This window comes from Ruegeria sp. PrR005 (genome assembly GCF_010500245.1).
GTDB lineage: Bacteria > Pseudomonadota > Alphaproteobacteria > Rhodobacterales > Rhodobacteraceae > Ruegeria_B > Ruegeria_B marisflavi.
Map to the genome: position 1 here is coordinate 1 of NZ_JAAGOX010000015.1, position 23,281 is coordinate 23,281.

21 protein-coding genes are annotated in these 23,281 nt (G+C 61.8%); 11 read left to right on the top strand and 10 right to left on the bottom strand.

Annotated features, from left to right (window positions below):
• The first annotated feature begins 50 nt into the window (after nucleotides 1-50).
• Complete coding sequence (locus G0P99_RS11100) at nucleotides 51-458, top strand: aspartate dehydrogenase domain-containing protein (protein ID WP_370462758.1); 408 nt, start codon at nucleotides 51-53, stop codon at nucleotides 456-458.
• 11 nt (nucleotides 459-469) lie between these two features.
• Nucleotides 470-1,951: an aldehyde dehydrogenase gene (locus tag G0P99_RS11105; protein WP_164129751.1), complete on the top strand. Its 1,482-nt coding sequence runs from the start codon at nucleotides 470-472 to the stop codon at nucleotides 1,949-1,951.
• Nucleotides 1,952-2,283: 332 nt separating this feature from the next.
• On the opposite strand, the gene G0P99_RS11115 is transcribed toward G0P99_RS11105, so the two are convergent.
• Complete coding sequence (locus tag G0P99_RS11115; protein WP_164129755.1) at nucleotides 2,284-2,553, bottom strand: hypothetical protein; 270 nt, start codon at nucleotides 2,551-2,553, stop codon at nucleotides 2,284-2,286.
• 351 nt (nucleotides 2,554-2,904) lie between these two features.
• Between G0P99_RS11115 and G0P99_RS11120 the strand changes: the two genes are divergently transcribed.
• Nucleotides 2,905-5,091, top strand: coding sequence for a heavy metal translocating P-type ATPase (locus G0P99_RS11120; protein ID WP_370462759.1), 2,187 nt, complete (start codon nucleotides 2,905-2,907; stop codon nucleotides 5,089-5,091).
• A gap of 34 nt (nucleotides 5,092-5,125) precedes the next feature.
• Entirely contained in the window at nucleotides 5,126-5,422 is a 297-nt protein-coding gene (locus tag G0P99_RS11125; protein ID WP_164129845.1) for a zf-TFIIB domain-containing protein, read from the top strand.
• Between the two features lie 160 nt (nucleotides 5,423-5,582).
• Here the strand turns inward: G0P99_RS11125 and lspA are convergent, their stop codons facing one another.
• The 4 genes from lspA to G0P99_RS11145 are packed head-to-tail and all read right to left on the bottom strand — an operon-like array spanning nucleotide 5,583 to nucleotide 8,702.
• Nucleotides 5,583-6,056 carry a signal peptidase II gene (gene lspA / locus G0P99_RS11130; RefSeq protein ID WP_164129759.1) on the bottom strand — a complete coding sequence of 158 codons (474 nt, stop codon included), beginning with the start codon at nucleotides 6,054-6,056 and terminating at the stop codon, nucleotides 5,583-5,585.
• Nucleotides 6,057-6,060: 4 nt separating this feature from the next.
• Nucleotides 6,061-6,843 (bottom strand): ZIP family metal transporter, encoded by a 783-nt coding sequence (locus G0P99_RS11135; protein ID WP_164129761.1) that lies wholly within the window; start codon nucleotides 6,841-6,843, stop codon nucleotides 6,061-6,063.
• A gap of 23 nt (nucleotides 6,844-6,866) precedes the next feature.
• On the bottom strand, nucleotides 6,867-7,325 hold the full coding sequence (locus G0P99_RS11140; RefSeq protein WP_164129763.1) for a DUF411 domain-containing protein: 459 nt from the start codon (nucleotides 7,323-7,325) through the stop codon (nucleotides 6,867-6,869).
• A gap of 3 nt (nucleotides 7,326-7,328) precedes the next feature.
• Nucleotides 7,329-8,702, bottom strand: coding sequence for a M23 family metallopeptidase (locus tag G0P99_RS11145; protein WP_164129765.1), 1,374 nt, complete (start codon nucleotides 8,700-8,702; stop codon nucleotides 7,329-7,331).
• A 407-nt stretch (nucleotides 8,703-9,109) separates the two neighbouring features.
• On the opposite strand from G0P99_RS11145, the gene G0P99_RS11150 reads away from it, so the two are divergent.
• Together G0P99_RS11150 and G0P99_RS11155 are read left to right on the top strand one after the other, a co-directional pair.
• Complete coding sequence (locus G0P99_RS11150) at nucleotides 9,110-9,538, top strand: helix-turn-helix domain-containing protein (protein ID WP_164129766.1); 429 nt, start codon at nucleotides 9,110-9,112, stop codon at nucleotides 9,536-9,538.
• Nucleotides 9,539-9,868: 330 nt separating this feature from the next.
• Entirely contained in the window at nucleotides 9,869-11,197 is a 1,329-nt protein-coding gene (locus G0P99_RS11155; RefSeq protein ID WP_164129769.1) for an adenylate/guanylate cyclase domain-containing protein, read from the top strand.
• Nucleotides 11,198-11,300: 103 nt separating this feature from the next.
• Here G0P99_RS11155 and G0P99_RS11160 read toward each other — a convergent pair whose 3' ends face one another.
• Entirely contained in the window at nucleotides 11,301-11,948 is a 648-nt protein-coding gene (locus G0P99_RS11160) for a TetR family transcriptional regulator C-terminal domain-containing protein (RefSeq protein WP_164129771.1), read from the bottom strand.
• Nucleotides 11,949-12,092: 144 nt separating this feature from the next.
• Between G0P99_RS11160 and G0P99_RS11165 the strand changes: the two genes are divergently transcribed.
• From G0P99_RS11165 to G0P99_RS11185, 5 genes are all read left to right on the top strand, one after another.
• Nucleotides 12,093-13,730: an NAD(P)/FAD-dependent oxidoreductase gene (locus G0P99_RS11165; protein WP_164129773.1), complete on the top strand. Its 1,638-nt coding sequence runs from the start codon at nucleotides 12,093-12,095 to the stop codon at nucleotides 13,728-13,730.
• 11 nt (nucleotides 13,731-13,741) lie between these two features.
• Nucleotides 13,742-15,280, top strand: coding sequence for an NAD(P)/FAD-dependent oxidoreductase (locus tag G0P99_RS11170; RefSeq protein WP_164129775.1), 1,539 nt, complete (start codon nucleotides 13,742-13,744; stop codon nucleotides 15,278-15,280).
• Complete coding sequence (locus tag G0P99_RS11175; RefSeq protein ID WP_164129776.1) at nucleotides 15,277-16,476, top strand: aminomethyltransferase family protein; 1,200 nt, start codon at nucleotides 15,277-15,279, stop codon at nucleotides 16,474-16,476. The genes G0P99_RS11170 and G0P99_RS11175 overlap by 4 nt, the downstream gene beginning before the upstream one ends.
• Nucleotides 16,477-16,496: 20 nt before the next feature.
• Nucleotides 16,497-17,891 (top strand): aminotransferase, encoded by a 1,395-nt coding sequence (locus G0P99_RS11180; protein ID WP_164129778.1) that lies wholly within the window; start codon nucleotides 16,497-16,499, stop codon nucleotides 17,889-17,891.
• A gap of 160 nt (nucleotides 17,892-18,051) precedes the next feature.
• Nucleotides 18,052-19,107, top strand: coding sequence for an ABC transporter substrate-binding protein (locus tag G0P99_RS11185; RefSeq protein ID WP_164129779.1), 1,056 nt, complete (start codon nucleotides 18,052-18,054; stop codon nucleotides 19,105-19,107).
• A gap of 51 nt (nucleotides 19,108-19,158) precedes the next feature.
• Here the strand turns inward: G0P99_RS11185 and G0P99_RS11190 are convergent, their stop codons facing one another.
• The 4 genes from G0P99_RS11190 to G0P99_RS11205 are packed head-to-tail and all read right to left on the bottom strand — an operon-like array spanning nucleotide 19,159 to nucleotide 23,148.
• Nucleotides 19,159-20,385: an aromatic ring-hydroxylating dioxygenase subunit alpha gene (locus G0P99_RS11190; RefSeq protein WP_164129780.1), complete on the bottom strand. Its 1,227-nt coding sequence runs from the start codon at nucleotides 20,383-20,385 to the stop codon at nucleotides 19,159-19,161.
• Between the two features lie 44 nt (nucleotides 20,386-20,429).
• Nucleotides 20,430-21,542, bottom strand: a complete 1,113-nt coding sequence (locus tag G0P99_RS11195) for an ABC transporter ATP-binding protein (protein ID WP_164129781.1) — start codon at nucleotides 21,540-21,542, stop codon at nucleotides 20,430-20,432.
• A gap of 2 nt (nucleotides 21,543-21,544) precedes the next feature.
• The gene (locus tag G0P99_RS11200) at nucleotides 21,545-22,372 is read right to left on the bottom strand and encodes an ABC transporter permease (protein WP_164129782.1); all 828 of its coding nucleotides are present in this window, start codon (nucleotides 22,370-22,372) and stop codon (nucleotides 21,545-21,547) included.
• A gap of 2 nt (nucleotides 22,373-22,374) precedes the next feature.
• Nucleotides 22,375-23,148, bottom strand: coding sequence for an ABC transporter permease (locus G0P99_RS11205; protein ID WP_164129783.1), 774 nt, complete (start codon nucleotides 23,146-23,148; stop codon nucleotides 22,375-22,377).
• Between the last annotated feature and the right edge of the window lie 133 nt (nucleotides 23,149-23,281).

The following is a 23,281-nucleotide window of genomic DNA, read 5'->3' on the forward strand; positions in this document are numbered from 1 at the left end:
CTTGTGCCGCTTGTTTGCCATTCTCTGTCCTCCGTTCCCTATACATAACGGTGGACCAATTCAGATGGGGCATTTCAGTGGTCTATACCGGTCGCAAACCGGCCGGGGCCTGGGTTGGCACCCCGGCAGAGAAAAAGCTGGACCTGGATACACTGACCGAACCAACCGTCATATTCGAAGGGTCGGCGCGCGAGGCCGCACAGGCCTATCCCAAGAACGCAAATGTCGCCGCCACGCTAGCGCTGGCGGGTATCGGCATGAATGAAACCCAGGTGCGTCTGATCGCCGATCCGTCAGCAACCCGGAACACGCATGAATATTCGGTCGTGTCCGAAGCGACGGAGTATTCGATGTGCCTGACCGGGAAAGCCTCGGCCTTGAACCCCAAGACCTCGATGACGACAGTCTACAGCCTGGCGCGCGCCGTTCTGAATAAATCCTCAGCGATCGTAATCTAAGGACCATTTCGATGTGTCAGGACTTCCCAGAAAACAAGATCTATGTCGGTGGCGAATGGCAAAAGGGCCGCGGCGCCGAAATCCGGTCGATTTTCGCCGCCGAGAACGCCGAGAACACGGTGATCAACGGCGCCTCGCAAGAGGACGTCCTTGTTGCGCTGGACCGCGCAAAAGCCGCGCAGGCCGATCCGGCCTGGGCAAAGCTGAAGCCGCATGAGCGCGCCACATATCTGTACAGAATTGCGGACGGGATAACCCGGAACATCGAGGAAATCTCGTGGCTACAGTCGCGCGATACCTCCAAAAGCCGGGGCGAAGCGCGGGCCTTGGCCGCGTCCGCGGCGGCCACGTTCCGATACTTCGGCGCCGTGCTCGAGACGTCGGACGACTTGCTGACAACGCCCCGGGGCGAATACCTGTCCGCCTCCGTCCACGAGCCCTTGGGATTGGTCGGCGCGATCACACCCTGGAACTCTCCGATTGCATCGGATGCGCAAAAACTGGCCCCGGCACTGGCGGGCGGCAATGCCGTCTTGCTGAAACCCGCAAGCTGGTCGCCGCTGGTCTCTCTGTATCTCGCCCGTATCGCAGAGGAGGCGGGCCTGCCAAAAGGTCTCTTGTCCGTTCTTCCCGGCTCTGGCCGGGACGTCGGCAACCTGCTGGTCGAACATCCTGATATCGACAAGGTAAGCTTTACCGGCGGAACCGCGACCGGGCGCAAGCTGGCGCATATAGCGGCCGAAAAACTGATGCCGATTTCTCTGGAACTTGGCGGAAAATCACCGACCATCGTGTTCGAGGACTGCGACATCGACCAGGCCATTGCGGGCATCATGTTCGGCATCTTCTCGTCGTCGGGCCAGTCCTGCATCGCGGGGTCGCGTCTTTTCGTTCAGCGTTCGATCTACGACGAATTCACCGCCCGTCTGGTTGCGGCGACCGGGGCGCTCAAAGTCGGTCATCCCTTTGACCCAGACACCCAAGTGTCGTCGCTGGTGCATCACGAACACCGCGCCTCGGTCGAGGATTATGTTGCGCTGGCCAGGGCCGAAGGCGGGGAAATCCTGACCGGAGGCACGCGGCCAGAGGATGCCGCGCTGGCAAAGGGGGCGTATTTGCTGCCGACGATCATTGCCGGTCTCGACAATACGGCACGAACCTGTCGGGAAGAGATCTTTGGTCCGGTTCTTGTGGTCATGCCGTTCGACGACGAGGCCGATGTCATCGCGCAGGGCAATGACAACGACTACGGGCTGGCCTGCGGAATATGGTCAAAGGATGCGCCGAAATGCTGGCGTGTCGCACGGGCCATTCGCGCAGGTACCGTCTGGATCAACACCTACAAGGTCTTTTCAATCTCCACCCCGTTCGGCGGCGACGGCGCCAGCGGTATGGGGCGCGAGAAAGGGCGCGACGGTTTGCGGGCCTATCAGCGGCAGAAGTCGATCTATCAGGACCTGACCGGGCTTCCACACCCCTGGGCGCGCATATAGGGGTACTGCAACCGGCTTCGGGTCAGGTCGGCAAATGCCGCAGCCAGGGCCGGATCGCTGTCATGTACCAATATACCAGACCGGTTTCCGCGGTTTTGTCACAGCGGATGGCGCCCCGGTGGGCTTTGTTCGGTTTGTTGAAACCGCCTTCGATCAGGTTGCGCTGCCGGTAAAGCGCGGCCCCCTGCCGGATCCTTCCGGCAGGGGGCGCCATGGGGCACCGGTGCGGTGATCCGGTAAACCCCATCGGAAACAAGGCTGTGGTCGGTGGGTTTGTTCTGTTCGTCGCGCGGACTGTCAGGATGACCTGCTCACGGCACGTCCGTTCCCTGTCAGGTCTTGCGCGAGACGCAGATGGGGTTGCCGCCTGTCGAGCGCAGCGGGAGCAGTGTAACCTCCACCGGGCCGCTGTGCTCGTACCAATAGCAGTTGTCTTCGGGAAGAAGGCGGGCCGTGGCGAGATCCTGGTTCGGCGCGGCGAGGGCAGCGACAGCTTCCGGAACAGCGCCGATTCCGGTCTGATTGCTGTCTTCCCTTGCAGGCACGCTGCATCCTGCAAGAGCCAGTATTGCGACCAGGATCACGGCGGGTCGTTGAAGCATGTCCATCTCACTTTTTAGCGGGTCAGCCGCGTTGTCCGGCGGTGGCGCCGCGTTTCAGGTTGCCGCAGGCCGGTTTCCCGGCCGGGCAAAGTTTCGGTTTTTCCCCCCTTGAAGCTCTAGTTGCTGTAGGGGCTATGTGAATGTGGAATCATTGAACCTTGAGGTCAATCCATGTCTTCCAATGGCCCTTGCCACGATCACAAACACGCTCACGACCAGTCAGACGGACATAAACACTCTCATGCAGACAGTGGCGCGTGCTGCGGTGCCGGGGCGAACACGGGGCCGGCTCTGCCCATTCCCACGAACGGGCGCAGCTTCCAGGTTTCCGGTCTGGACTGCGCCGAAGAGGTGGCAATCCTGAACAGGGTCATCGGCCCAAAGGTCGGCGGAACCGAGCATCTGGCGTTCGATGTCATAAACGGACGGATGACGATCCTCGACACCGCCGACAAGGTTGCGGATGACGAGGTTTTGCAGCTCGTGAAAAGCACGGGCATGAGCGCGAAACCGTGGGATGCCGGAAATGCAGCCGAGGACCAGGCGGCGCATCTGGCACGGCAGAAACGGTTTACCGCGCTGAGCGGCGGTTTCTGGGCGGCGGGTTTTCTCTATCATATCATCGAAACCGGATTGGCGGGCGCGCTCGGTCTGTTCGCGGGTCATGAAGAAACGGCCATGCCCCTGGCGGAAGCCGGGCTGTTCGCGGTTGCGATCCTCTTTGGTGTCTGGCTGGTTGCGCCCAAGGCCTGGTCCTCTGCGCGACGGCTGTCCCCCGACATGAACCTGTTGATGGTGGTGGCCGTGGCCGGTGCCATCGGGCTTGGCGAATTCTTCGAGGCCGCGACCGTCGCGTTCTTCTTCTCTCTCTCCCTCTATCTGGAAAGCTGGAGCGTCGGGCGGGCGCGCAACGCGGTTTCGGCCCTGCTGGACCTGGCGCCGCCCACGGCACGGGTGATCCGGCCAGACGGGACCGAGGCGGATGTTCCGGCGGCAGAGGTTGCCGTGGGCGACCGCTTTGTCGTGCGTGGCGGCGACCGCATCCCCCTCGACGGCGAGGTTGTCGAGGGGGCAGGGGCCGTCGATCAGGCCCCGATCACCGGCGAAAGCGCATTGGTACCCAAGGAAGCGGGCGACACGGTCTATGCCGGTACGATCAATGGCGAGGGCACGCTGACGATCCGCGCCACAAAGGCCGCATCGGACACGGTGCTGGCGAAAATCATCCGCATGGTCGGCGACGCCCACGCGCGCCGCGCGCCGGTCGAACAGTGGGTTGCCAAATTCGCGCGCATCTACACACCCATCGTCATGGTGCTGGCGATCGCCATAGCCTTGCTGCCCCCCCTCCTTCTGGGCGGGGACTGGGATTATTGGTTCTACAATGCGCTCGTGCTGCTGGTCATCGCCTGCCCCTGTGCGCTTGTCATCTCGACCCCGGTCTCCATCGTTGCCGCACTCACCGCGTCGGCACGCGCGGGGGTTCTGATCAAGGGGGGCGCCTATGTCGAAGCGCCGGGCCACACCACGGCGCTTGCAATGGATAAGACCGGAACGATCACCATGGGCGAACCCGAAGTGGCTGCGGTCTACCCGCTGGGCGATGCTTCGGCCACAGACCTGATCCGGCGTGCGGCGGCACTGGAGGCGCGGTCCTCGCACCCGCTGGCCCGTGCCATCCTGGCGCGCGCCGAAGCCGAGGGCGTCGACCTGTCCGCGGCCGACGACACACGCACGGTGCCCGGGCGGGGGTTGGAAGGGCGTGCTGACGGGCGCTCCATCTGGCTCGGCTCAGACCGGTTCGCCGAGGAAAAGGGCTTTGGCGGCGCCATCCCGGCGGATCTGCGTGACCGGATCGAAGGGGCCGGCAGCACGCTCGTTGTCGTCGGGGACGAAACCGGCGTGACCGGCATTCTGGAGCTGCGCGACCGTATCCGACCGGATGCCAAATGCATCGTGGCAGACCTGCATGCGAAAGGTGTCAAGACAATCGTCATGCTGACCGGCGACAATGAACGCACCGCCCGTGCGGTGGCCGCCGAGGTGGGCATCGATGAGGTGCGCGCCGAACTGCTGCCCGAGGACAAGGTTGCCGCCATCGAAGAGCTGGTCGCGACACATGACATGGTGGCCATGATCGGTGACGGCGTGAACGACGCGCCCGCGATGGCGCGGGCACATTACGGCATCGCGATGGGGGCCGTCGGGTCGGACGCCGCCATCGAGACGGCCGACATCGCGCTGATGACCGATGACATCGGTCGTGTGCCGTGGCTCATTGGCCATTCCCGCCGCGCCATGTCGATCATCCGCCAGAACATCGCCATCTCATTGGCCACCAAGGCGGCATTCGTCGGTCTGACCGCGTTTGGCATGGCCTCGATGTGGGGCGCGATCGCCGCCGATGTCGGCGTGTCCCTGCTGGTGGTGGCCAATGCGCTGCGGCTTCTGAACGGTCACCGGGTCAAGACTGGGCGTTCGGGCGGAGAGCCGGCAGGTCAGCACAGCAATAAAGGAGCTTTGGCGCATGGTCATTGAACTGAAAGAACCCGGAAAGGAGCCGCGAGAGAACATGAACAAGAAAGGCAGGATGATGTGCCCGGTCTGCGAGGTGCCGCTGAGCATGGCGGACCGGCAGGGCGTTGAGATAGACTTTTGCCCCGATTGCCGGGGGGTCTGGCTGGATCGGGGCGAACTGGACAAGATCATCGAACGGAGCGTCGATACTCTGGCGCCCAAAGCCCCCGAACGGCCCGGCTATCCCGATGACCGGTATGCCGAACAAGGACGGCACGGCGGCAAGCACGGCGGGTACGGCAAGCATGGCGGCTACCGCCGCAAATCCTGGCTGCAAGAGCTGTTCGATTAGGGCTGGCACCCCAGGTGTTAGCTCAAATGGCAGGCGGTCTTTCGGTCAAGGACCGCCTGCAAAAGATTTGGGGGTCTGCTGCGTTGATCGCAGTGCGCCATGGCTGCGGCAAGGGTGCGAACCCGCACGGTCGAGGTAATCCGTTGCGGTAAACCCGTGGTCAGGAGCGGGTCTGAAGCTTCGCGTCCAACCATGGCGCAACCAGCAACAGACATACGCCAGCGAACACAAACACATCGGCCATGTTGAAGACCGGCCAATGTGTCGACCCGATATAGACATCGAGGAAGTCCGTCACCGCACGGTGACGGATACGATCCAGGACATTGCCAAGCGCGCCGCCGATGATCGCGCCATAGGCAAGCGCCTCGACCCGGCACGTGGTGCGGGCCATCATGAGCGCCAACCAGACGCACACAGCCAGAGCCAGCACGACAAGGCTCCACCATGGCGCACCCCCAAGCAGCCCGAAGGACACTCCGTCATTGCGCAGGTAGATGAGATTGAAACCGGGAAAGACCGGAATGCCCGAGCTCAAGGCGGTCGCATTGGCGACGACCGCCGCCTTTGTCGCCTGATCGGCAGCAAAGGCGGTTCCGGCCGCGATGATACCCTGGACGAGGGATCGTTTCATCCGGTCATCCCAGCCACACGTCGAGGAACAACATGATGACCAGGCCAACGGCCAGGCCGAGCGTCGCCCTGTTCTGATGGCCGGACCGGTGCGTCTCGGGTATGATTTCGTGGCTGATGACATAAAGCATCGCACCGGCAGCAAAGGCGAGACCCCAGGGCAACAGCGGCTGCGAGATGCTGATGATCCCCGCACCCAGAAGCCCGCCCACCGGCTCGACAAGGCCGGTCAGGGCGGCGATGCCCCAGGCGCGGTGCCTGGAATAACCCTCACCAAGCAGCGAGACCGCCACCGCCAGGCCCTCGGGGGCGTTTTGCAGTCCGATGCCGATCGCAAGCGGCAAACCGCCCGAGAAGCCGTTGGCCCCGAACCCGACACCGACGGCCAGCCCTTCGGGGAAATTGTGGATGGTGATCGCGATGATGAAGAGCCAGACGCGGCGCAGCGACGCCGCGTCTGGCCCCTCCCGGCCCGTCTTGAAATGCTCATGCGGCAGCTTCTCGTTCATCAAAGCCACCGCGCCCATGCCCAGCAGGATCGAAACACAGACGATCGCCGCCGGAAGAGCGCCGTTGTCGAACTGCCCTTCGGCGGCGTCCAGGGCCGGGATGATCAGCGAGAAGAACGAGGCCGCCAGCATGACACCGGCCGCAAAGCCCAGCAGCAGATCGCGCGTGGCCCGCGACGGGATGCGCCCGAACAGAACCGGGATCGATCCGACTGCGGTCAGCGATCCGGCGGCCAGGCTTCCAAGGAAGCCAAGGGCGATGGGGGAAAGAGATTCCAATGCTCAGGTCCTTGCCATATTTGCTATATGGCTGCCGGATAGCTTGTGAAAATCTCGGTCGACCCATCTTTGAGGATGAGGAAGACGTCATAGGCTTCACGGTTTTCTTCCGGCCCCATGCCGGGCGATCCATAGGGCATTCCCGGAACCGCAAGGCCCACCGCCTCCGGGCGTTCCTCCAGCAGCCGCCGGATGTCGGCCGCTGGGACATGGCCCTCGATCACATAGCCCTCGATCAACGCCGTATGGCACGACATCATGCGCTGCGGCACGCCATTATCGAGTTTGAAGCGCGTCAGCGCCCCGCCGAACAGGTCCTCGGATATCGGCGAAAAACCATTCTCCTCCAGGTTCTTCATCCAGGACAGGCAGCACCCGCAACTATTGGTTTTTCGGACGTCAATCGGTGTCGCCTCGGCAAGGGCCTGCGCCGCAGGCAGTAGAGCGAACACGAGCGCAAGGGTGGAAGCTAGTCGTTTCATGGATCAAAGCCTTTCGGTTGTTGGTTGTTCAAGTTCGCTGGCAAAGCGTTCTGCCAAAAGCGCACGCGCCTCGCTCAGTCGCTCATGTGCGGCGGTGTCATCCGCTTCCCGATTGGCCGCTTGCGCAAGCCGGTCGTTCGAGAGCGGGTCGGTGGGGCGCCCGTCCACCAGCACTTCGTAATGCAGGTTGGGGCCGGTTGCGGTTCCGCTCGCGCCGACGCGGCCGATCACGTCGCCGGCCATCACGCGCTGCCCCGGTTCAAGCCCCTTCGGCACGGCGCTGAGATGCGCATAGCGTGTCAGCGTGTCAGACCCATGCGCGATCTCGACCACCCGTCCATAACCGCCGCGACGGCCGATGAAGCGGACGCGGCCAGGTGCGGTTGCTTGCACAGGCGTGCCGCGCGCCGCCGCGAAATCGACACCCGTGTGCATCCGCACATTGCCATAGACCGGGTGCGTGCGACGGCCGAAGACGGAACTCAGCCGCGCCCCTTCGACCGGTTGCGCAAAGACGCGCAACACCTCGCCGTCGACATAGATCGTTGCCTGACCGCTGCCGTCCTCCGGCCAGACGATCTCGTAGACCGATCCGCCAAGGTCCAGCGCGGCAAAGGCAAGCTCGGGCTGCCCGATTATCTCACCCCCGTCTCGTGCCTCGCGCCACAAGAGGCGCAGTGTCTCGCCGCCGGTAAGGTCGCGGCGAAAATCTACCGTTCCGCCCAGCATCTGTGCCAGATCGACCGCAAAGCGTGCGGGGATGTCCGCCCTTTCCAGCGCGGCGAAGATCGAGCTTTCGATCACCGCCTCTCCCGCCAGAGTTATCAGTTCGGGGTCTGGCTGCACCACGCGGGCGACAAGCTCCTCGCCAAAGATCGCTTCGATCCGCACGCCGTCGTCAACGGCCAGCTGCACACGCCGTGGTTTCCCGTCGGGTTGCGCGATCAAGGTTACCGCATGACCCGGGCGCAACCGGCGCAGGTCGTATTCCGCCCCAAACGCCAGTGCGATTTCGGCCCGATCGGGGGTAGCAATACCAGCGTCCGCCAGGACCGCATCCAGTGTCTCTCCCGCCGCGATTTCGCGCGACCAGCGGATCAGGGGCGGTTCCACCGCGGGCAAAGAGGTTTCGGTGAACGCTATCTGCAAGAGGGGGACGGGGCGCAGGGCCGGACCCCGGTTGACTTGTATCGCCTTGGGCGGGGTCACGTCGTCAGCGGCAAGTTGCGGTGCCGCGAGCGGATCGGGAATCCAGCGCATGGCTTCGGTTATCGCCGGGGGCGCCGGTTCCTTGGGCATACCTCCAGAGAGGGTGAGGCCGACAACCGATAATGCGCCTGCGACTGTCATGGCCGCCAGGGCGGATCCTCTCTTCATGTTACCCTCCTTGGCCCTTCGGTCAGTGCGCGCCGGATCAGCGGCATTTTGAAATCCGCTTCGCTTCGGATCGTTCGCGTCTGATCTGTCAGCGCAAACCTGGCCACAACCGCCGGACCACCCATGTTCCGCGCTCGCTTCGTCAGACCGTGGCAACAGCCAGGTGAAAACCAGCGCCGCCGCGCCCGCCAACACCCGCACTACGTTCTGAAAACCCGAATGCTTCACGCCGCTCCGCTCGATTTTGATTCGTTGTTTTCTCGGCGTATACGACCTCCAGCTACTGTAGGTTCAAGACGTTTTTTGACCGCGGAATAGGTGGCGGCAGATCTCCGCGCCGCTGGGCCAAAAACTTGTGTTATAAGATGATCAAAGCTACAGGTGATGTAGGTTAAGTGGAGACGGGCATGCTGACGATCGGCACCTTGGCTAAGAAGACGGGAACGAAGGTACAGACGATCCGCTACTATGAGCAGATTGGCCTCTTGCCCGAGCCTGGGCGTTCGTCTGGCGGTCAGCGACGCTATGGTGACGCCGAACTTGATCGATTGTCCTTTGTCCGGCACGCGCGGCAACTCGGGTTTTCGCTCGAAGCGATCCGCGAGCTTCTCGACCTCAGCGATCACCCGGACAAGTCCTGTGCCGAGGCCGATGCCATCGCCCGACGGCAGCTCAAGCAGGTCGAGCAACGCATTGCCCGGCTTGAAGCCCTTCAGACGGAATTGAAGAGGATGGTTCATGAATGCAGCGGCGGTCACACCGCCGATTGCCGCGTGCTGGAGGTGTTGCGCGACCACTCAGAGTGCTTGACCAACCACGAAGAAATCGGCGGCTGAAACAACTGTGGTCCATGCAGGACCACCCGCAATTCTAGCCGCACTCGCGGGCGGTTCGCCATTTGGCGGTGATGACGCCACGGGGCCGGTCTTCGCGCCCATCCCGGCCGGACGCTCCTTCAGAACGCTGCTGATCTGCTTTTGCTGAACCGGTTTCATTTCATCCCCTGTCTCCTCGATAGGTGAACAGGCAAACCTCAACACAAGAACATTTCAGACAAGCACACCCAAGGTGCCAGCCGCCGCTGATTATCTCGCCAAATCCAAAGGAAAACCTTATTGTGGGCCAACGCCACAACAGCTTTCGCAAAGGGCGACAAGGAAAGAGATGTGAGACCCGACACCCGGTACGCGCTCAGCGGAGATCTTAGCATCGCCTACCAGGTCTTTGGCGATGGCGACGAGGATCTTGTCGTCGTTCCGGGTTGGGTCTCCAATGTCGATCTGTTCTGGGATGAGCCGGTCGTTGCGCGCTTTCTCACCGAACTCTCAAGCTTTTGTCGCGTCATTCTGTTCGACAAACGCGGCACTGGTCTCTCGGACCGGGGCACCGGCGCCGCCACCCTCGAAGAGCGGATGGATGATGTCCGGGCCGTCATGGATGCGGTCGGTTCGCAAAGCGCCACGATCTTCGGCTATTCCGAAGGCGGGCCGATGAGCGTGTTGTTCGCCGCCACCTATCCGGACCGCACCCGCGCCCTTGTTCTGGCGGGCAGTTACGCCAACCGGCGCGCGCGCGCGAATTACCCCCACGGCTTGTCCGAGGCCGATGTCGACAGGCTGGTCGAAAGGGTGCGCGCCGATTGGGGCACCCCGCTGGACATCGAGCGGCGCATTCCCAGCCTTGCGGATAACCCCAGGTTCCGGAATTGGTGGGCCCGGTTTCTGCGCGGCGGCGCTTCGCCCGCGGCGGCCCTGGCTTTGCTACGGATGAACCTTGATATCGACGTGCGGCCTATCCTTGCTTCGGTGCAGGCGCCCAGTTTGATTCTGCACGCGGTACGGGATCGGGTCGTTGCCTGTTCGAACGGGCGCTATCTGGCCGCGAACATCCCGAATGCCCGGATGGTCGAGATCGACGCCGACGATCATGTTCCCTTTACCGAGACCTCGGAATGCGTCTTGTCCGAGATCCGGCAATTCGTCACCGGGCAGGCGAGACGCCAGATCGAGGAACGGGTTCTGGGAACCATCATGTTCACCGACATCGTCGGGTCGACCAGCCTCGCGCACAAGGTCGGAGACAGGGCCTGGACCGACACGTTGGCAGCGCATCATGACGAGATCAGAAACCAGCTTGAGATTTTTGGCGGGCGCGAGGTCAAGACCACCGGCGACGGGTTTCTTGCGATGTTCGACGGCCCGGCACGGGCGGTCCGCTGCGGGCATTCCATTCAATCCGCCGTGGAGGCGATCGGCCTCAAGGTCCGCATCGGCCTGCATACCGGCGAGTGCACCATCTCCGGCGATGACGTCGCCGGAATAGCGGTTCACATCGCGGCCCGCATCGGTGGCATGGCCGAATCCGGACAGGTCCTTGTGTCACAAACCGTGCGCGATCTGGTGGCCGGGTCCGGCCTGATCTTCGACAATCTGGGCGTGCAGGAATTGCGGGGCGTTGACGGCCAGTGGTCGATCTGCGCCGCAAGATCGAAGTAGGCCCGAACCGGGCAACCGGTGCGGAATGGGCTCTCAGGGCCTGTACAAAACGGTCAATCCCCCCTTGGACCCCGGTACAAAACGGTCAAAACAACGGTTTGCCTCAGTCCGCGAAGGTGGTCTTGTGGGCAGGAAAGACCATGCGCAGATGCGCCATGGTCAGGCGCAACCCTTCCTCGATCGAGAAGCTTTCGGGGGTCAGGTACAATTTTTGCCAGAACCCGTCGGTCAGTGAATCGATGCAGAACGCCACGTCGCGGGCCTCTGTTTCCGAGGCATTCGGTAACAGTTCGCGGCACAATTCATAGAGCGCCGCGCCTCTCTGGACATCGAAATCCCGCGCACTTTCGGCATAGCGAGGGCGGAAACTCGCCTCGCCCCAGAACGAGAACCAGACCGCCAGCGCCTCGCGGTTGCACACCACCGGCGAGAAGTCGGCGCGGATCAGTGCCGCCAGCCGTTCCGCCGGCTCGGCTCCGGCCTCTGCCACCGCGTTGCGCCAGGTGTCGGCATAGATCGAATACTGGTACTCCAGCGCGGCGGCTAACAACATGTCTTTGCTTTTAAAGTAAAAAACAGCGACACCCTGGGACAGCCCGGCCGCATTCGCAACCGTTGCCAGCGTGGTCCGGGACAACCCGTTCTCAACGACCGAGCGCAGCGTCGCCTCGATCAGCTGCTTCCGGCGGCGGTCGGCATTGTCCTTGCGTTCCTTGCGTTGCCGGGGCGGCGGCGGGGCTTTTGTGGTCATCCTGGCGGCTCCCGGTTTTCCATGTCGCATCTCTATCCTGTCCGTTCGCATGAATAAAGTAGCCTAAAATTTATTTGAGCGCTCAAAAAACTTTACGAAACCCGCGCGCCGGGGTATTCCTTGATCAACAAGAGGGAGCACGCGATGGGGCGTCACGACCGATATGATGCAATAATCGCCGGGGCAGGCCACAATGGCCTGACCACGGCCTGCTACCTGGCCAAGGCCGGGCTCAAGGTTCTGGTGGTCGAGAAAAACGACTGGATCGGCGGCGCTGCCGTCAGCCGCTCGCTGCATCCCGGCTGGACCTATTCGAACTGTTCCTATGTCTGTTCTCTGTTGCGGCGCGAGATCGTGCGCGACCTTGAATTGCCGCGCTTCGGGCTTCAGGTCATCCCTTACGAGGGCGGCGCGACCTTTACCCCCGACGGCGACTATTTCGCCTATTATTCCGACCACGATGCCCTACGGCGCGAGATCGCCCGGCACGAACCGCGCGATGTAGATGCCTATGAGCGGTTCAGCCAGACGGTGATGCGGCAATGCCGGTTCATCCGGCCGTTCCTGCTCAGAACCGCGCCCGATCCGGTGCGGATGCGTCCGCGTGATGTTTCAGAGCTGGCCTATCTGGTGCGCAAGGTACACGGGCTGGGCGCGCGCGAGATCGGCGAGACGCTGCGGTTCTGGACCATGTCGATCGGCGATTTCCTGGACGAGCATTTCGAGAATGACCTGATCAAGGCGCATCTGGCCGGATCGGGGATCATAGGAACCGGGCTGGGTGTCTATTCGCCAGGGTCCGCCTATGTGCTGCTGCATCATTATATGGGGGATGTCGACGGAACCATCGGCGCCTGGGGGTTTGCCCGGGGTGGCATGGGGTCGATCAGCCGCGCGCTGGGATTGGCGTTTGAAGAGGCGGGCGGCACCATCGTGACCGGCTCAGGTATCGACAAGTTCCTGACCAAGGGCGGCAAGGTAACCGGTGTCGCGCTGGAGAACGGCGATACCTACGAGGCGCCGGTTGTCGCCTCGAACATGGATGTCAAACGGACCTTTCTGGAACACACCGACCGCGATGACTTGCCGGGCGATTTCCTGCGTGCGGTCGAGCGGTTCAAGATCCGCGGTTCGTCGGGCAAGCTGAACATCGCGCTGGATCGCATGCCCGAGTTTCCGGCCGCACCCGCCGGTGCGCCGTTCCTGCGGGGCGACATGCATTGTTCGACCTCACTGGCCGAGCTTGAGCGTGCCTATGACGACTGGAAGGACGGCCGCTGGTCGCAAAGCCCCTATTTCGACATGCTGATCCCCAGTCAGATCGACCCGACCATTGCGCCGCCGGGCAGCCATATGATGACCGTCTTTGTACAATACGCGCCCTATGATCTTGAGGTCGACGGCGTGCGCGACGCCGCCAACTGGACCGAGGAACGCCGCCGCGCCTTTGCCGATTGCGTGCTGGACAAGATGTCGATTGCCTGCCCCGACATCAAAGAGCGCGTGCAGCACGTGGAAATCCGCTCGCCGCTGGAGATCGAAAACGAGGTCGGGCTGACCGAGGGCAATATCTTCCAGGGCGAGTTGACCTTTGACCAGTTGCTCTTCAACCGGCCGGTGCCGGGCTATGCCGACTATCGCTCGCCGATCCGGGGTCTCTATCTGGTGGGATCGTCCGCGCATCCCGGTGGTGGGGTCATGGCCGCACCCGGGGCGAATGCCGCGCGCGAAATCCTGATCGACCTGGGCCGCCGCAGCGGGCTGCCGGCCGAAGCCGCGTGAGGAGACGAGCGATGGAACAGTTCGATGCGATCGTGATCGGGGCGGGGCACAATGGCCTGACGGCGGCGGCGGTTCTGGCGGGCAAGGGCAAAAAGGTCCTTGTGCTGGAGCGCAGTACCTCGCTGGGCGGCATGATGGCGACAGGAATGCTGAACGGAGTTCAGCTGCCCCGTCTGGCCCATCTTCTTTACAACCTGAATCCGGCCGTGGTCAGGGATCTGGGTCTGAAACTGGATGCAAAACCTATGCCCACGGTTGCCTTGTCCGAGGATGGTCGGCACGTGGTGATGAAAGGGGCCGAGGCCCGGTTCGCCGATGGCACAGCACACCCGGATGCCGCGGCCTTTGCGACCTTGTACCAAAGGCTCGTGCGGTTTGGTACCTTGCTGGGCCAGCTTGCACAGGCAGCGCCGCCGGACCTGTCCGGGTCGCTGAGTCTGGCACAGGCGGGTGAACTGGGCGCGCTGGCGCGTCTTGGTTTGCGGTTGCGTCTGATGGGCAAGGCCGAGATGCGCGAGTTCCTGCGGATCGTACTGTCCAACGCGCAGGATCTGATCCTGGACGAATTGGCTGACGGGCCACTGGCCGGTGCGCTGGCAGCGGATGCAGTGCGCGGGGCCTGGGCGGGGCCGTCGGCGCCGGGAACGGTGTTTTCGTTGATCTACCGTTTGGCGCAGGGCGGTGGCGCCGCCCTACCGGCGGGCGGAATGGTCGCGGTGATTTCCGCGTTTGCCAAGGCAGCAGAGGTCCGGGGCGCAACGATCCGGACCGGGGCCGCCGTCCAGCGGATCGTTATCGAAGGGGATCGGGTTACGGGCGTCGAGTTGGCCGATGGCACGCGGGTATCGGCGGCGACGGTGCTGTCGACGGCGGGTGCGGCGCAAAGCATGATGCTGGCCGGTCACGAGAGCTACGACATCGAAGCTGTCCGCAGGTTGCGCAATTTCCGCACCAAGGGCACCGCAGCCAAGGTGAACCTGGTTCTGAGCGGCGCGCCCGAGTTCAACGGCCTCTCGCGTGAACAGGCGTCCGGGCGACTGTTGATTGCACCGTCCGTGCGCGCGGTTGAAAGGGCCTTTAATCCGGTAAAATACGGCGAGATTACTCAGATGCCGATCATCGAGGCGGTGGTTCCGACGCTGACCGCGCCGGATGCGTCCGGCAAACATGTGGTATCGGCGGTTGTTCAATATGTCCCTTATGCCCCCGACGGTGGCTGGACCGGTACCGCGCGCCAGATTGTGATCGATCAAGTCGTCGGCGCCCTGGACCGGTTCGCGCCGGGACTTGCCGGTATGGTCACGGCCAGCGAATTGCTGACACCTGGCGATATCGAGTCTGAGACCGGTGCGCCGGGTGGGCATTGGCATCATGGCGAGATGAGTTTCGACCAACTCATGTCGGTGCGCCCCGCCAATGGGCTGGCCCACTACGGATTCGGGCCGGCGGGACTGTACCTTGCGGGGGCTGCGGCGCATCCGGGTGGCGATGTCACAGGCGCACCGGGCCGGAACGCCGCGCTGAAGGCATTGAAGGAGATGGCGGCATGAAGGATACACGCCACGATTTGCCCCCCGAACATATCCCGCTGGGCCTGATCCCGACACCGTTCCAACCCCGGCTGGAGCTGTTAAGTCGGACCAAGGACTGGATGAACTGGGCGGGTTACATCTCGCCCGCCGTGCTGGACACGATGGAGTTCGAGTATTTCGCGATCCGAAATCAAGCGACGCTGTTCGATATCTCGCCCATGCACAAATACCGGATCTCGGGTCCCGAGGCGCTGGCGATGCTCAACCGGCTTGTGACCCGAGATGTGCGGAAACTGGCGCCGGGGCGCGTCGCCTATGTGATGTGGTGCGACGAGGATGGCATGGTGATCGACGACGGAACACTCTTCCGGCTGTCGGAAACCGAGTTCCGCCTGTGTTGCCAGGAACCGCAGTTCTCGTGGCTGTTGGATGCGGCCTGGGGCTATGATGCTCAGATCGAGGACGAGTCTCACAATGTTGCGGGTCTGTCGTTACAAGGGCCGACCTCGGCCTCGGTGTTGCGCGGCGCCGGGTTCGAGATCGACACTCTCCGCCCGTTTGACCTGGCCGAGGTCGAGCCGGGGTTGGTGATCTCGCGTACCGGGTTTACCGGCGATCTTGGATATGAACTGTGGATCTCGCCAGACCGCGCATTGGCGCTGTGGGATCGGCTGTGGGATGCGGGGCAGATCTGGGGCATTCGCGCCATTGGCTACCATGCGCTGAACATGGCCCGGATCGAAGCCGGCTTCATTGCCGCCGGCGTCGAGTTTCAACCGATCCATCATACATTGCGGCTGCATCGTGGGCGGACCCCCTTGGAACTGGGTTTTGCCTGGCTGGTCGATTTCGACAAGGGGCATTTCAACGGTCGCCGTGCGCTGGCGGCCCACGCGAAACGCGGCCCACGTTCCATGATCGTCAAGCTCGACATCGGCGGGTTCAAACCAGCTGCGGATGCGCTGATCTATCACCGAAAGAAACGCGAAGTCGGGCACGTCACCTCGGCCATGTGGTCGCCGACGCTCAAGCGCAATATCGCGCTGGCCGAGATCCGTGCGCCCTTTGGTACCGACAGAACCAGTGACCTCTGGGTCGAAATCTATCTCAATCAGGAAGGCGTCTGGCAGCGCCGCATGGCGCGCGCGACTGTTTTGTCGCAGCCGTTCTTCCGCAACCCCCGCGCCCGGGCGACGCCGCCGGCCGCATTTTGAAGAAGCAAGAAGATCAAATCATGTCTGGAGCTCATTTGAAACCCATCAGCAACAGCCCCTCTGTAGAAGAGCTGCACGAGTGGGACCGCCTGCACAATCTCAAACCCTGGTCGATGATGAACACCTGGCGCGAGGAAGACGGGCAGATCATCGACCGCGGTGATGGCATCTATATGTGGGACAGCCACGGCCGCCGGATGATTGACGGCCCTGGTGGCATGTGGTGCGTGCAGATCGGTCATGGCAGGCACGAAATGGCGGATGCCATCGCCGATCAGGTGATGAAACTGGCCTATTCCTCGCCTTTTTCGACGGGGACAGAGCCGGCCGCGATCCTGGCGCGCAAACTGGCTGAATTCGCGCCGGGTGATCTGAACACCGTATTCTTTACCACCGGCGGGTCGACGGCGGTCGATACGGCGCTGCGCGCGATGCATTTCCTGAACAACCGGCGCGGCATGCCGGACAAGAAGATCGTGATATCCCGCGAACGCGCCTATCACGGTTCGACCTATCTGTCGGCGACCGTTTCCGGCAAGGAACGCAACCGCACCCGGTTCGACAAGGAGAACCGGCTGGTGCATTTTCTGCCAGACGTCGACCCTTATCGCCGCCCAGAAGGCATGAGCATCGAGACGTTCTGCGATCAGAAGGTCGACGATCTGGAACAGGCAATCCTGGAGCTTGGCCCCGAGAACGTCGGCGCGTTCATCGCTGAACCTATCCTGTGTTCCGGCGGCGTGATCGTACCGCCGCCGGGGTATCACAAGCGCACGCTGGAAATCTGCCGCAAGCATGACGTGCTCTATATCTCTGACGAGGTGGTGACCGGTTTCGGGCGGCTGGGGCACTGGTTCGCTTCGGAACCCGTGTTTGACATCGTGCCCGACATGATCACCTGCGCCAAGGGGCTGACCTCAGGCTACCTGCCGCTTGGCGCCTGCATCATTTCGGATCGGATCATGGAACAGATGACCGGTCCCGAGGAGGTTCTGTTCTCGAACGGGTATACCTATTCGGCGCATCCCGTTAGCTGCGCCGCCGCGCTGAAGAATATCGAGATCATGGAGCGCGAGGATATCCTGGGCCACGTGCGCGAGGTCACGCCCTATTTCCAGGAACGGCTGCGCAGTTTCGAGAAATTCCCGATCGTGGGCGACCTGCGTGGTATGGGGCTGTTGGGATGTATCGAGGGAAAGGTGACCGAAGGCCGGTCTTCGTTGGCTCAGGACAGCGATTTCGGCACCCGGTTAGACACGATCTGTGAAGAGAACGGTCTGCTGCTGCGACCGCTTATCAACATGGCTGTATTCTCGCCGCCATTGATCATCTCGAAACCTCAGATTGACACCATGTTCGACATCATCGAGGGCGCGCTGGAACAGGTTTCGCGAGAAATGGGGATTGATGGTTGATCCGCTTGGATTTCGCTTTTGCTCGGACTGCTCAAAAAGCTTGTCTGGGCGCCGCGCCACCCCGTTAAATCGGGGCTGCGGGTCCTTGATACGCGATTCGGGAAACACTCGAATGAGGCAATACAGACTATAACAAAAGGACCAAACAGGGAGATAATGGATGAAACACCTCAGAAATGCGTTGCTGATTTCGGCCAGTCTGGTGGCGGGTGCCGCTTTTGCCGAAGACGCCGAACTGGTCGTGTTCGACTGGGCCGGTTATGAAGATCCCGAGTTCTACGTCGACTTCACCGAGAAACATGGTGACGGCCCGACCTTCGCCTTTTTCTCGGATGAAGAGGAAGCCTTTCAGAAGCTGCGTGCAGGTTTCAAGGCGGATGCCGTACATCCCTGCTCGCAATCGGTTCCGAAATGGATAGAAGCCGGACTGCTTGCGCCGCTCGATACTTCGAAAATCACCGAGTGGGACAATCTTGAGCCCGGGTTCCGCGATATCAAGGCCTATTGGCAAGACGGCAAGCCGTACTTCGTGCCTGTGGATTGGGGCAATACTGCGCTGACCTACAACACCGAACTGCTGAAACCCGAGGACGTGCAATCGCTCAAGGCGTTTATCGACCCTAAGCACGCCGGTCGGGTATCGATTCCGGACAACGTCGATGACGCCTATGCGCTTGGCTTCCTGGCGACGGGTGTGCGGGATTGGACCAACGTGACGGACGAGCAGGTTCAGGCGGCCTCTGATTTCCTGCGGCAGGTTCACCAGAACATGCGGGCCTATTGGACCGATGGCGCCTCGTTGGCGCAGATGATGCAGAGCGGCGAGGTCTACCTGGCCTGGGCCTGGAACGAGACCTTCTCGACGATGAGCGCCGAAGGTCATCCGATCGCAATGAAGCGGGACACCGACGAAGGGTCGTCGAGCTGGGTCTGCGGCTATTCGAAACTGGCCGACGCGCCGGGCAACGAAGACAAGTTCTATGATTTCGTGAACGCCTGGCTGGCGCCGCGAACCGCCGACTATATCGTTTCTGCCTGGGGCTATGGCCATTCAAACGCAGCAGCGATGAGCAAGATGAGCGCCGAAGATCTGGCGGCCGTGGGTCTGGAAACCTCGGACAAACTGCGTGCCGGTACCCTGTGGCAGGCACCGACCAGTTCCGATCTGCGCGAGAAACTGATCGCCGATTTCGAGAAGATCAAGGCCGGGTTCTGACCCGTTCGAAATTTGAAAAGGCCGCCCGGACACGTTCCGGGCGGCCTTGTTTCATGCAATCGACCGAAGGTAGGTTTCAACGAACCACTGGGTATAGCTTTCCATCGGGGCAAAGGGACCGGGTTCGTAGAACCGCGAATTCACCCCTTCCTGGTTCTTTTCGATGATCAGCTTGTCGCTTTCGGTGGTCACATCCCACAGCCAGGTCAGGCGATCCTTGTCATAATCGCGCCCTTCGACCGCGTCCTCGTGCACCAGCCAGATGATCTCCTGAATCGAGTTGTCCTTGTCCACGGGAACAAAGCGATAGAGAACGGCGTGATCGGCATAGACCAGCATCGGGTTCAGGATGCCGACATAGATGTCCGACGCCGCGTCATCCCACCCGGTGAGATCCCCCAGCAAGGGAGCCAGGGGTTTGCCGTCTTCGCTACCGGTTTGGTATCCGTCGAACAAGGCATACCGGCGATAGTAGGTGTCGATCGACCCTTTCGGTTTGTTCGGCCCGGTCGCGTCAAGCAGTTCCGCCGGGGCACCTGTTTCCGCCGCTCTTGCGCCGACCTCGGCATTAAGCGGTTCGTGCAATCGGTCGGGCAGATGGATCACGTGGCTGCGCGAGAACTCGGGATGGGCCGATGTGCAGTGGTAGCACTCGTTGTAATTCTCAACGAGCAGCTTCCAGTTGGCGGCCACCGGATAAGAGGCCCGCGCCGCGATCTTTGTTTGGGCCAGACCAAAGGGAGCAACCATCGGTTCCAGCAACGTGCGGGTGGTCGAGAAATCCTCGGGCGTGTCCGACAAGGACACGTAGATCAGCCCGTGGAAGACCTCGACCGAGAACCGCTTCAACCCCAGATCGGCCTTCTTCGTCTCGGCCCCCATCAGGCGGGCTGAAAACAGGCTGCCATCCAGGTTATAGACCCAGGCATGATAAGGGCACGAAAAGCGGCTGACATTCCCGCGGGGCTCCAGACAGACGCGCGATCCGCGATGGCGGCAGACGTTTGCAAGGGCGTGGAACGCCCCTTCGCGGTCACGAACCACGATCACGCTTTCACCCAATAGGTCGAACAACAGATAGTCGCCCGGATCCGGCAATTCGCTGATGTGCCCGGCAAGATGCCATTCCAGCAAAAAGACGCGTTCGACATCACGCTGGAAGACGGCGTCAGAGGTGTAAAAGGGCTGCTCCAGTGCGTAGCCGGGCCTGTATGCCGCGATCAGATCGGTGACCTCATCCTGCCACGGAGTAAGATGCAGTGAGGGTTTTCCAGTCATGCTGAACCTCCTTTGTAGCGGGACGTTGGAAATCTGCCATCGTTTCAGCGAAAAACGATGATGGAGTCGGTAGCGAAACCGACGCGTGCGGTCTCGCCCGGGCGAAGGACCGCCCGGCCTGCCGTGTTGCGCATGGAAATCGTGACCGGCGTTTCCAGACCGTTCAGCCTGACCGAATAATAGGTCATGTCACCGTAATAGGATGTCTCGGTCACTTCGCCCTCGACGATGCGCTCGGCGCTTGGGGCGCCGTCGATCAGGATGGTCATCATCTCGGGCCGCACGCCCACGCGGTGTATATCCTCGGGTTTCATGCCCTTGGGCAGGCCCGAGTGGGGAATGTCGATCTTTCCCAATGCCTGGACGTCGAGCGAAACATGGGTATCGGTCGATCCTGTGGCCTGTGCCCCGAGAAAGTTCATCACTCCGATAAAGGACGCAACCCTTTGGTTTACGGGGCGGCGGTAGAGCTCTTCGGGCGTGGCCAGCTGTTCGATCTGCCCGTCAAACATCACGGCGATACGGTCAGACATGATCAGGGCCTCCTCCTGGTCATGGGTCACCAGGATAAAGGTGATGCCGACCGAGCGCTGCAACTGCCGCAGTTCCAGCTGCATCTGATCGCGCAGTTTCTTGTCCAGCGCGGATAGCGGCTCGTCCAGCAGAACGACCTTGGGTTTCATGATCAGGGCGCGGGCGAGGGCGACCCGCTGGCGTTGACCACCCGAGAGCGTATGGGCTGCGCGCGGGCCGTATCCACCAAGATCGACCATCGCGAGCGCCTGTTCCACCTCGCGCTTGTAATCGGCCTTTGGTAGGCGGCGTTTCTTCAGCCCGTAGCCGACATTGTCGGCCACGCTGAGATGCGGGAAGATCGCATAACTCTGGAACACCATGTTGGTGGGCCGGTGGTTGGCGGCGATCCCGGCCATCGGTTTGTCATCTATGGTGATGGTTCCGGTCGTTGGGTCCTCGAACCCCGCGATCATCCGGAGAAGGGTCGTCTTGCCGCAGCCCGAGGGACCCAACAGCGAGAAGAACTCGCCCTCGCGAATGGTTGCCGTGATCCCCTTGAGGGCCTGGACGGAACCGAAACTCTTTGTGACGCCGTCCAGGTCGATGATCGTGCGTGCGTGCGGTTTTTCAGTATCGAGCATTTTCAGATCAGCCCTTCGGTTGTCGAGGCATCAAGACCGCGGCGTGTGGCCGAACGGCGGCGGAAGAATTCGGCAAGGATGAGCAGGACCACGGTCAGAGCCAGAAGGATGGTCCCCAGCGCCATGATGCTGGGCAGTTTTGCCGGAAAGCGCAGCTGGCTCCAGATGTACACGGGCAGGGTGACATCGGTGCCGGTCAGGAAGAAGGCGATGATGAACTCGTCCAGCGAGATCGTGAAAGTGATCAGCAGGCTCGAGATTACACCTGGCATGACCAGTGGAAAGGTCACGCGGCGGAAGGTGCCCCAATGTGTCTCGCCAAGATCGAAAGACGCCTCTTCCATACTTGGATCAAGGCCGCGAAAGGCGGAACTGAGGACCGCGATCGAGAACGGCGTGCAGATCAGGACATGCCCCAGAACGACCGTCCACAATGACAGGCTGAGGCCAAGCTGGATAAGAACGATCAGCAGGGACACAGCGATGATGATTTCGGGCAGGACGAGGGGAAGCATGACCAGCCCCATGATCCCCCGTTGAAAAGGGAACGTGTACCGGGCGACGGCACGGGCGGCGAAAAGCCCCAGAACCGTACTGATGATCGCGGTTGAGACCGAAACCAGCATACTGTTCCGAACCGCATTGTGCAGCGCCTCGGTCGTCCACAGGACCCCGAACCATTCGGTCGTGAAACCGCTGAGCGGAAAGGCGATGATGGTAGAGCTGTTGAAGGCGAAAATTGGCAGCAGAACGACCGGTGCATAAAGAAACACCATATAGACGACCGCGTAGACATTCAGCCAGTTCAATTTGTTCCGACGGTTCGACATGGTCAGTCTGCGCCTCCGCGCCCGATTTTGCGTGTCGCGAAGAAGATCAGCAGGCTGATCCCGCCAACGATGAACATCGAGGATACGGCAAGCGCTGCTCCGAGCGGGGCGTTGTTTGCCTTGCCGAACTGCACCTGGATCATGTTCGAGATCATCAGCCCCTCGGTTCCGCCAACGAGGCGCGGGGTGATGTAATCGCCCACGGTCGGGATCAGGACGATGATGGTGGCCGCGACGACACCGGGCATCGCCAGCGGCAATGTCACGCGAAAGAAGCTGCGTACCGGTCCGTCGCCAAGATCCTTGGCCGCCTCCAGCAACGAACGGTCGATCCGCTCCAACGCCACAAAGATCGGCAGGATCGCAAAAGGAGCCCAGGCATGGGCGAGCGTGATCACCACGGCGTTCGCGTTGTAGAGGATGAAGGAAAGCGGCTCGTCGATCAGGCCAAGCCCAAGCAGCGCCGAATTCAGAACCCCGTTGTACCCCAGGATCACCTTCCACAAGAATACCCGCAGCAGATAGCTGGTCCAGAACGGCACGGTGATCAGGAAAAGCCACAGCGCCTTGCGCTGATGTACGTGAAACGAGACGTGATAGGCGATGGGAAAGGCCAGCAGCACTGTCACAATGGTGACGATCAGCGATATCCTGAGTGACCGCAGCATGAGTTCGCGATACAGCGGATCGGTCCAGGCTTCGCGGTAGTTGGCGAGGGTAAAGGACGTGTCGAGATCCAGATAGTTCTGGGTCCAAAAGCTGAAGGTTACCACCATCGCCAGCGGAGCGGCGAGGAGCAGAAGAGCGTAGGCAAATGGTGGGCCGACGAGTATCAGGCCTTGCCTTTGGTCACGGTCGATCAGTTGCGCAACTCCCTGTTTGTCAGTCCGGCCTTGTTCCGGGGCACGG

Excerpts from the sequence above, each read along its gene's own strand:
- G0P99_RS11175 (WP_164129776.1), top strand. The coding sequence starts at position 15,277 with ATGAAGGATACACGCCACGATTTGCCCCCCGAACATATCCCGCTGGGC.
- G0P99_RS11115 (WP_164129755.1), bottom strand. The coding sequence starts at position 2,553 with ATGCTTCAACGACCCGCCGTGATCCTGGTCGCAATACTGGCTCTTGCA.
- G0P99_RS11125 (WP_164129845.1), top strand. The coding sequence starts at position 5,126 with ATGAACAAGAAAGGCAGGATGATGTGCCCGGTCTGCGAGGTGCCGCTG.
- G0P99_RS11205 (WP_164129783.1), bottom strand. The coding sequence starts at position 23,148 with ATGGTGGTAACCTTCAGCTTTTGGACCCAGAACTATCTGGATCTCGAC.
- G0P99_RS11195 (WP_164129781.1), bottom strand. The coding sequence starts at position 21,542 with ATGCTCGATACTGAAAAACCGCACGCACGCACGATCATCGACCTGGAC.
- G0P99_RS11170 (WP_164129775.1), top strand. The coding sequence starts at position 13,742 with ATGGAACAGTTCGATGCGATCGTGATCGGGGCGGGGCACAATGGCCTG.
- G0P99_RS11200 (WP_164129782.1), bottom strand. The coding sequence starts at position 22,372 with ATGTCGAACCGTCGGAACAAATTGAACTGGCTGAATGTCTACGCGGTC.
- lspA (WP_164129759.1), bottom strand. The coding sequence starts at position 6,056 with ATGAAACGATCCCTCGTCCAGGGTATCATCGCGGCCGGAACCGCCTTT.
- G0P99_RS11165 (WP_164129773.1), top strand. The coding sequence starts at position 12,093 with ATGGGGCGTCACGACCGATATGATGCAATAATCGCCGGGGCAGGCCAC.
- G0P99_RS11160 (WP_164129771.1), bottom strand. The coding sequence starts at position 11,948 with ATGACCACAAAAGCCCCGCCGCCGCCCCGGCAACGCAAGGAACGCAAG.
- G0P99_RS11190 (WP_164129780.1), bottom strand. The coding sequence starts at position 20,385 with ATGACTGGAAAACCCTCACTGCATCTTACTCCGTGGCAGGATGAGGTC.
- G0P99_RS11145 (WP_164129765.1), bottom strand. The coding sequence starts at position 8,702 with ATGAAGAGAGGATCCGCCCTGGCGGCCATGACAGTCGCAGGCGCATTA.
- G0P99_RS11150 (WP_164129766.1), top strand. The coding sequence starts at position 9,110 with ATGCTGACGATCGGCACCTTGGCTAAGAAGACGGGAACGAAGGTACAG.
- G0P99_RS11140 (WP_164129763.1), bottom strand. The coding sequence starts at position 7,325 with ATGAAACGACTAGCTTCCACCCTTGCGCTCGTGTTCGCTCTACTGCCT.
- G0P99_RS11105 (WP_164129751.1), top strand. The coding sequence starts at position 470 with ATGTGTCAGGACTTCCCAGAAAACAAGATCTATGTCGGTGGCGAATGG.
- G0P99_RS11180 (WP_164129778.1), top strand. The coding sequence starts at position 16,497 with ATGTCTGGAGCTCATTTGAAACCCATCAGCAACAGCCCCTCTGTAGAA.
- G0P99_RS11185 (WP_164129779.1), top strand. The coding sequence starts at position 18,052 with ATGAAACACCTCAGAAATGCGTTGCTGATTTCGGCCAGTCTGGTGGCG.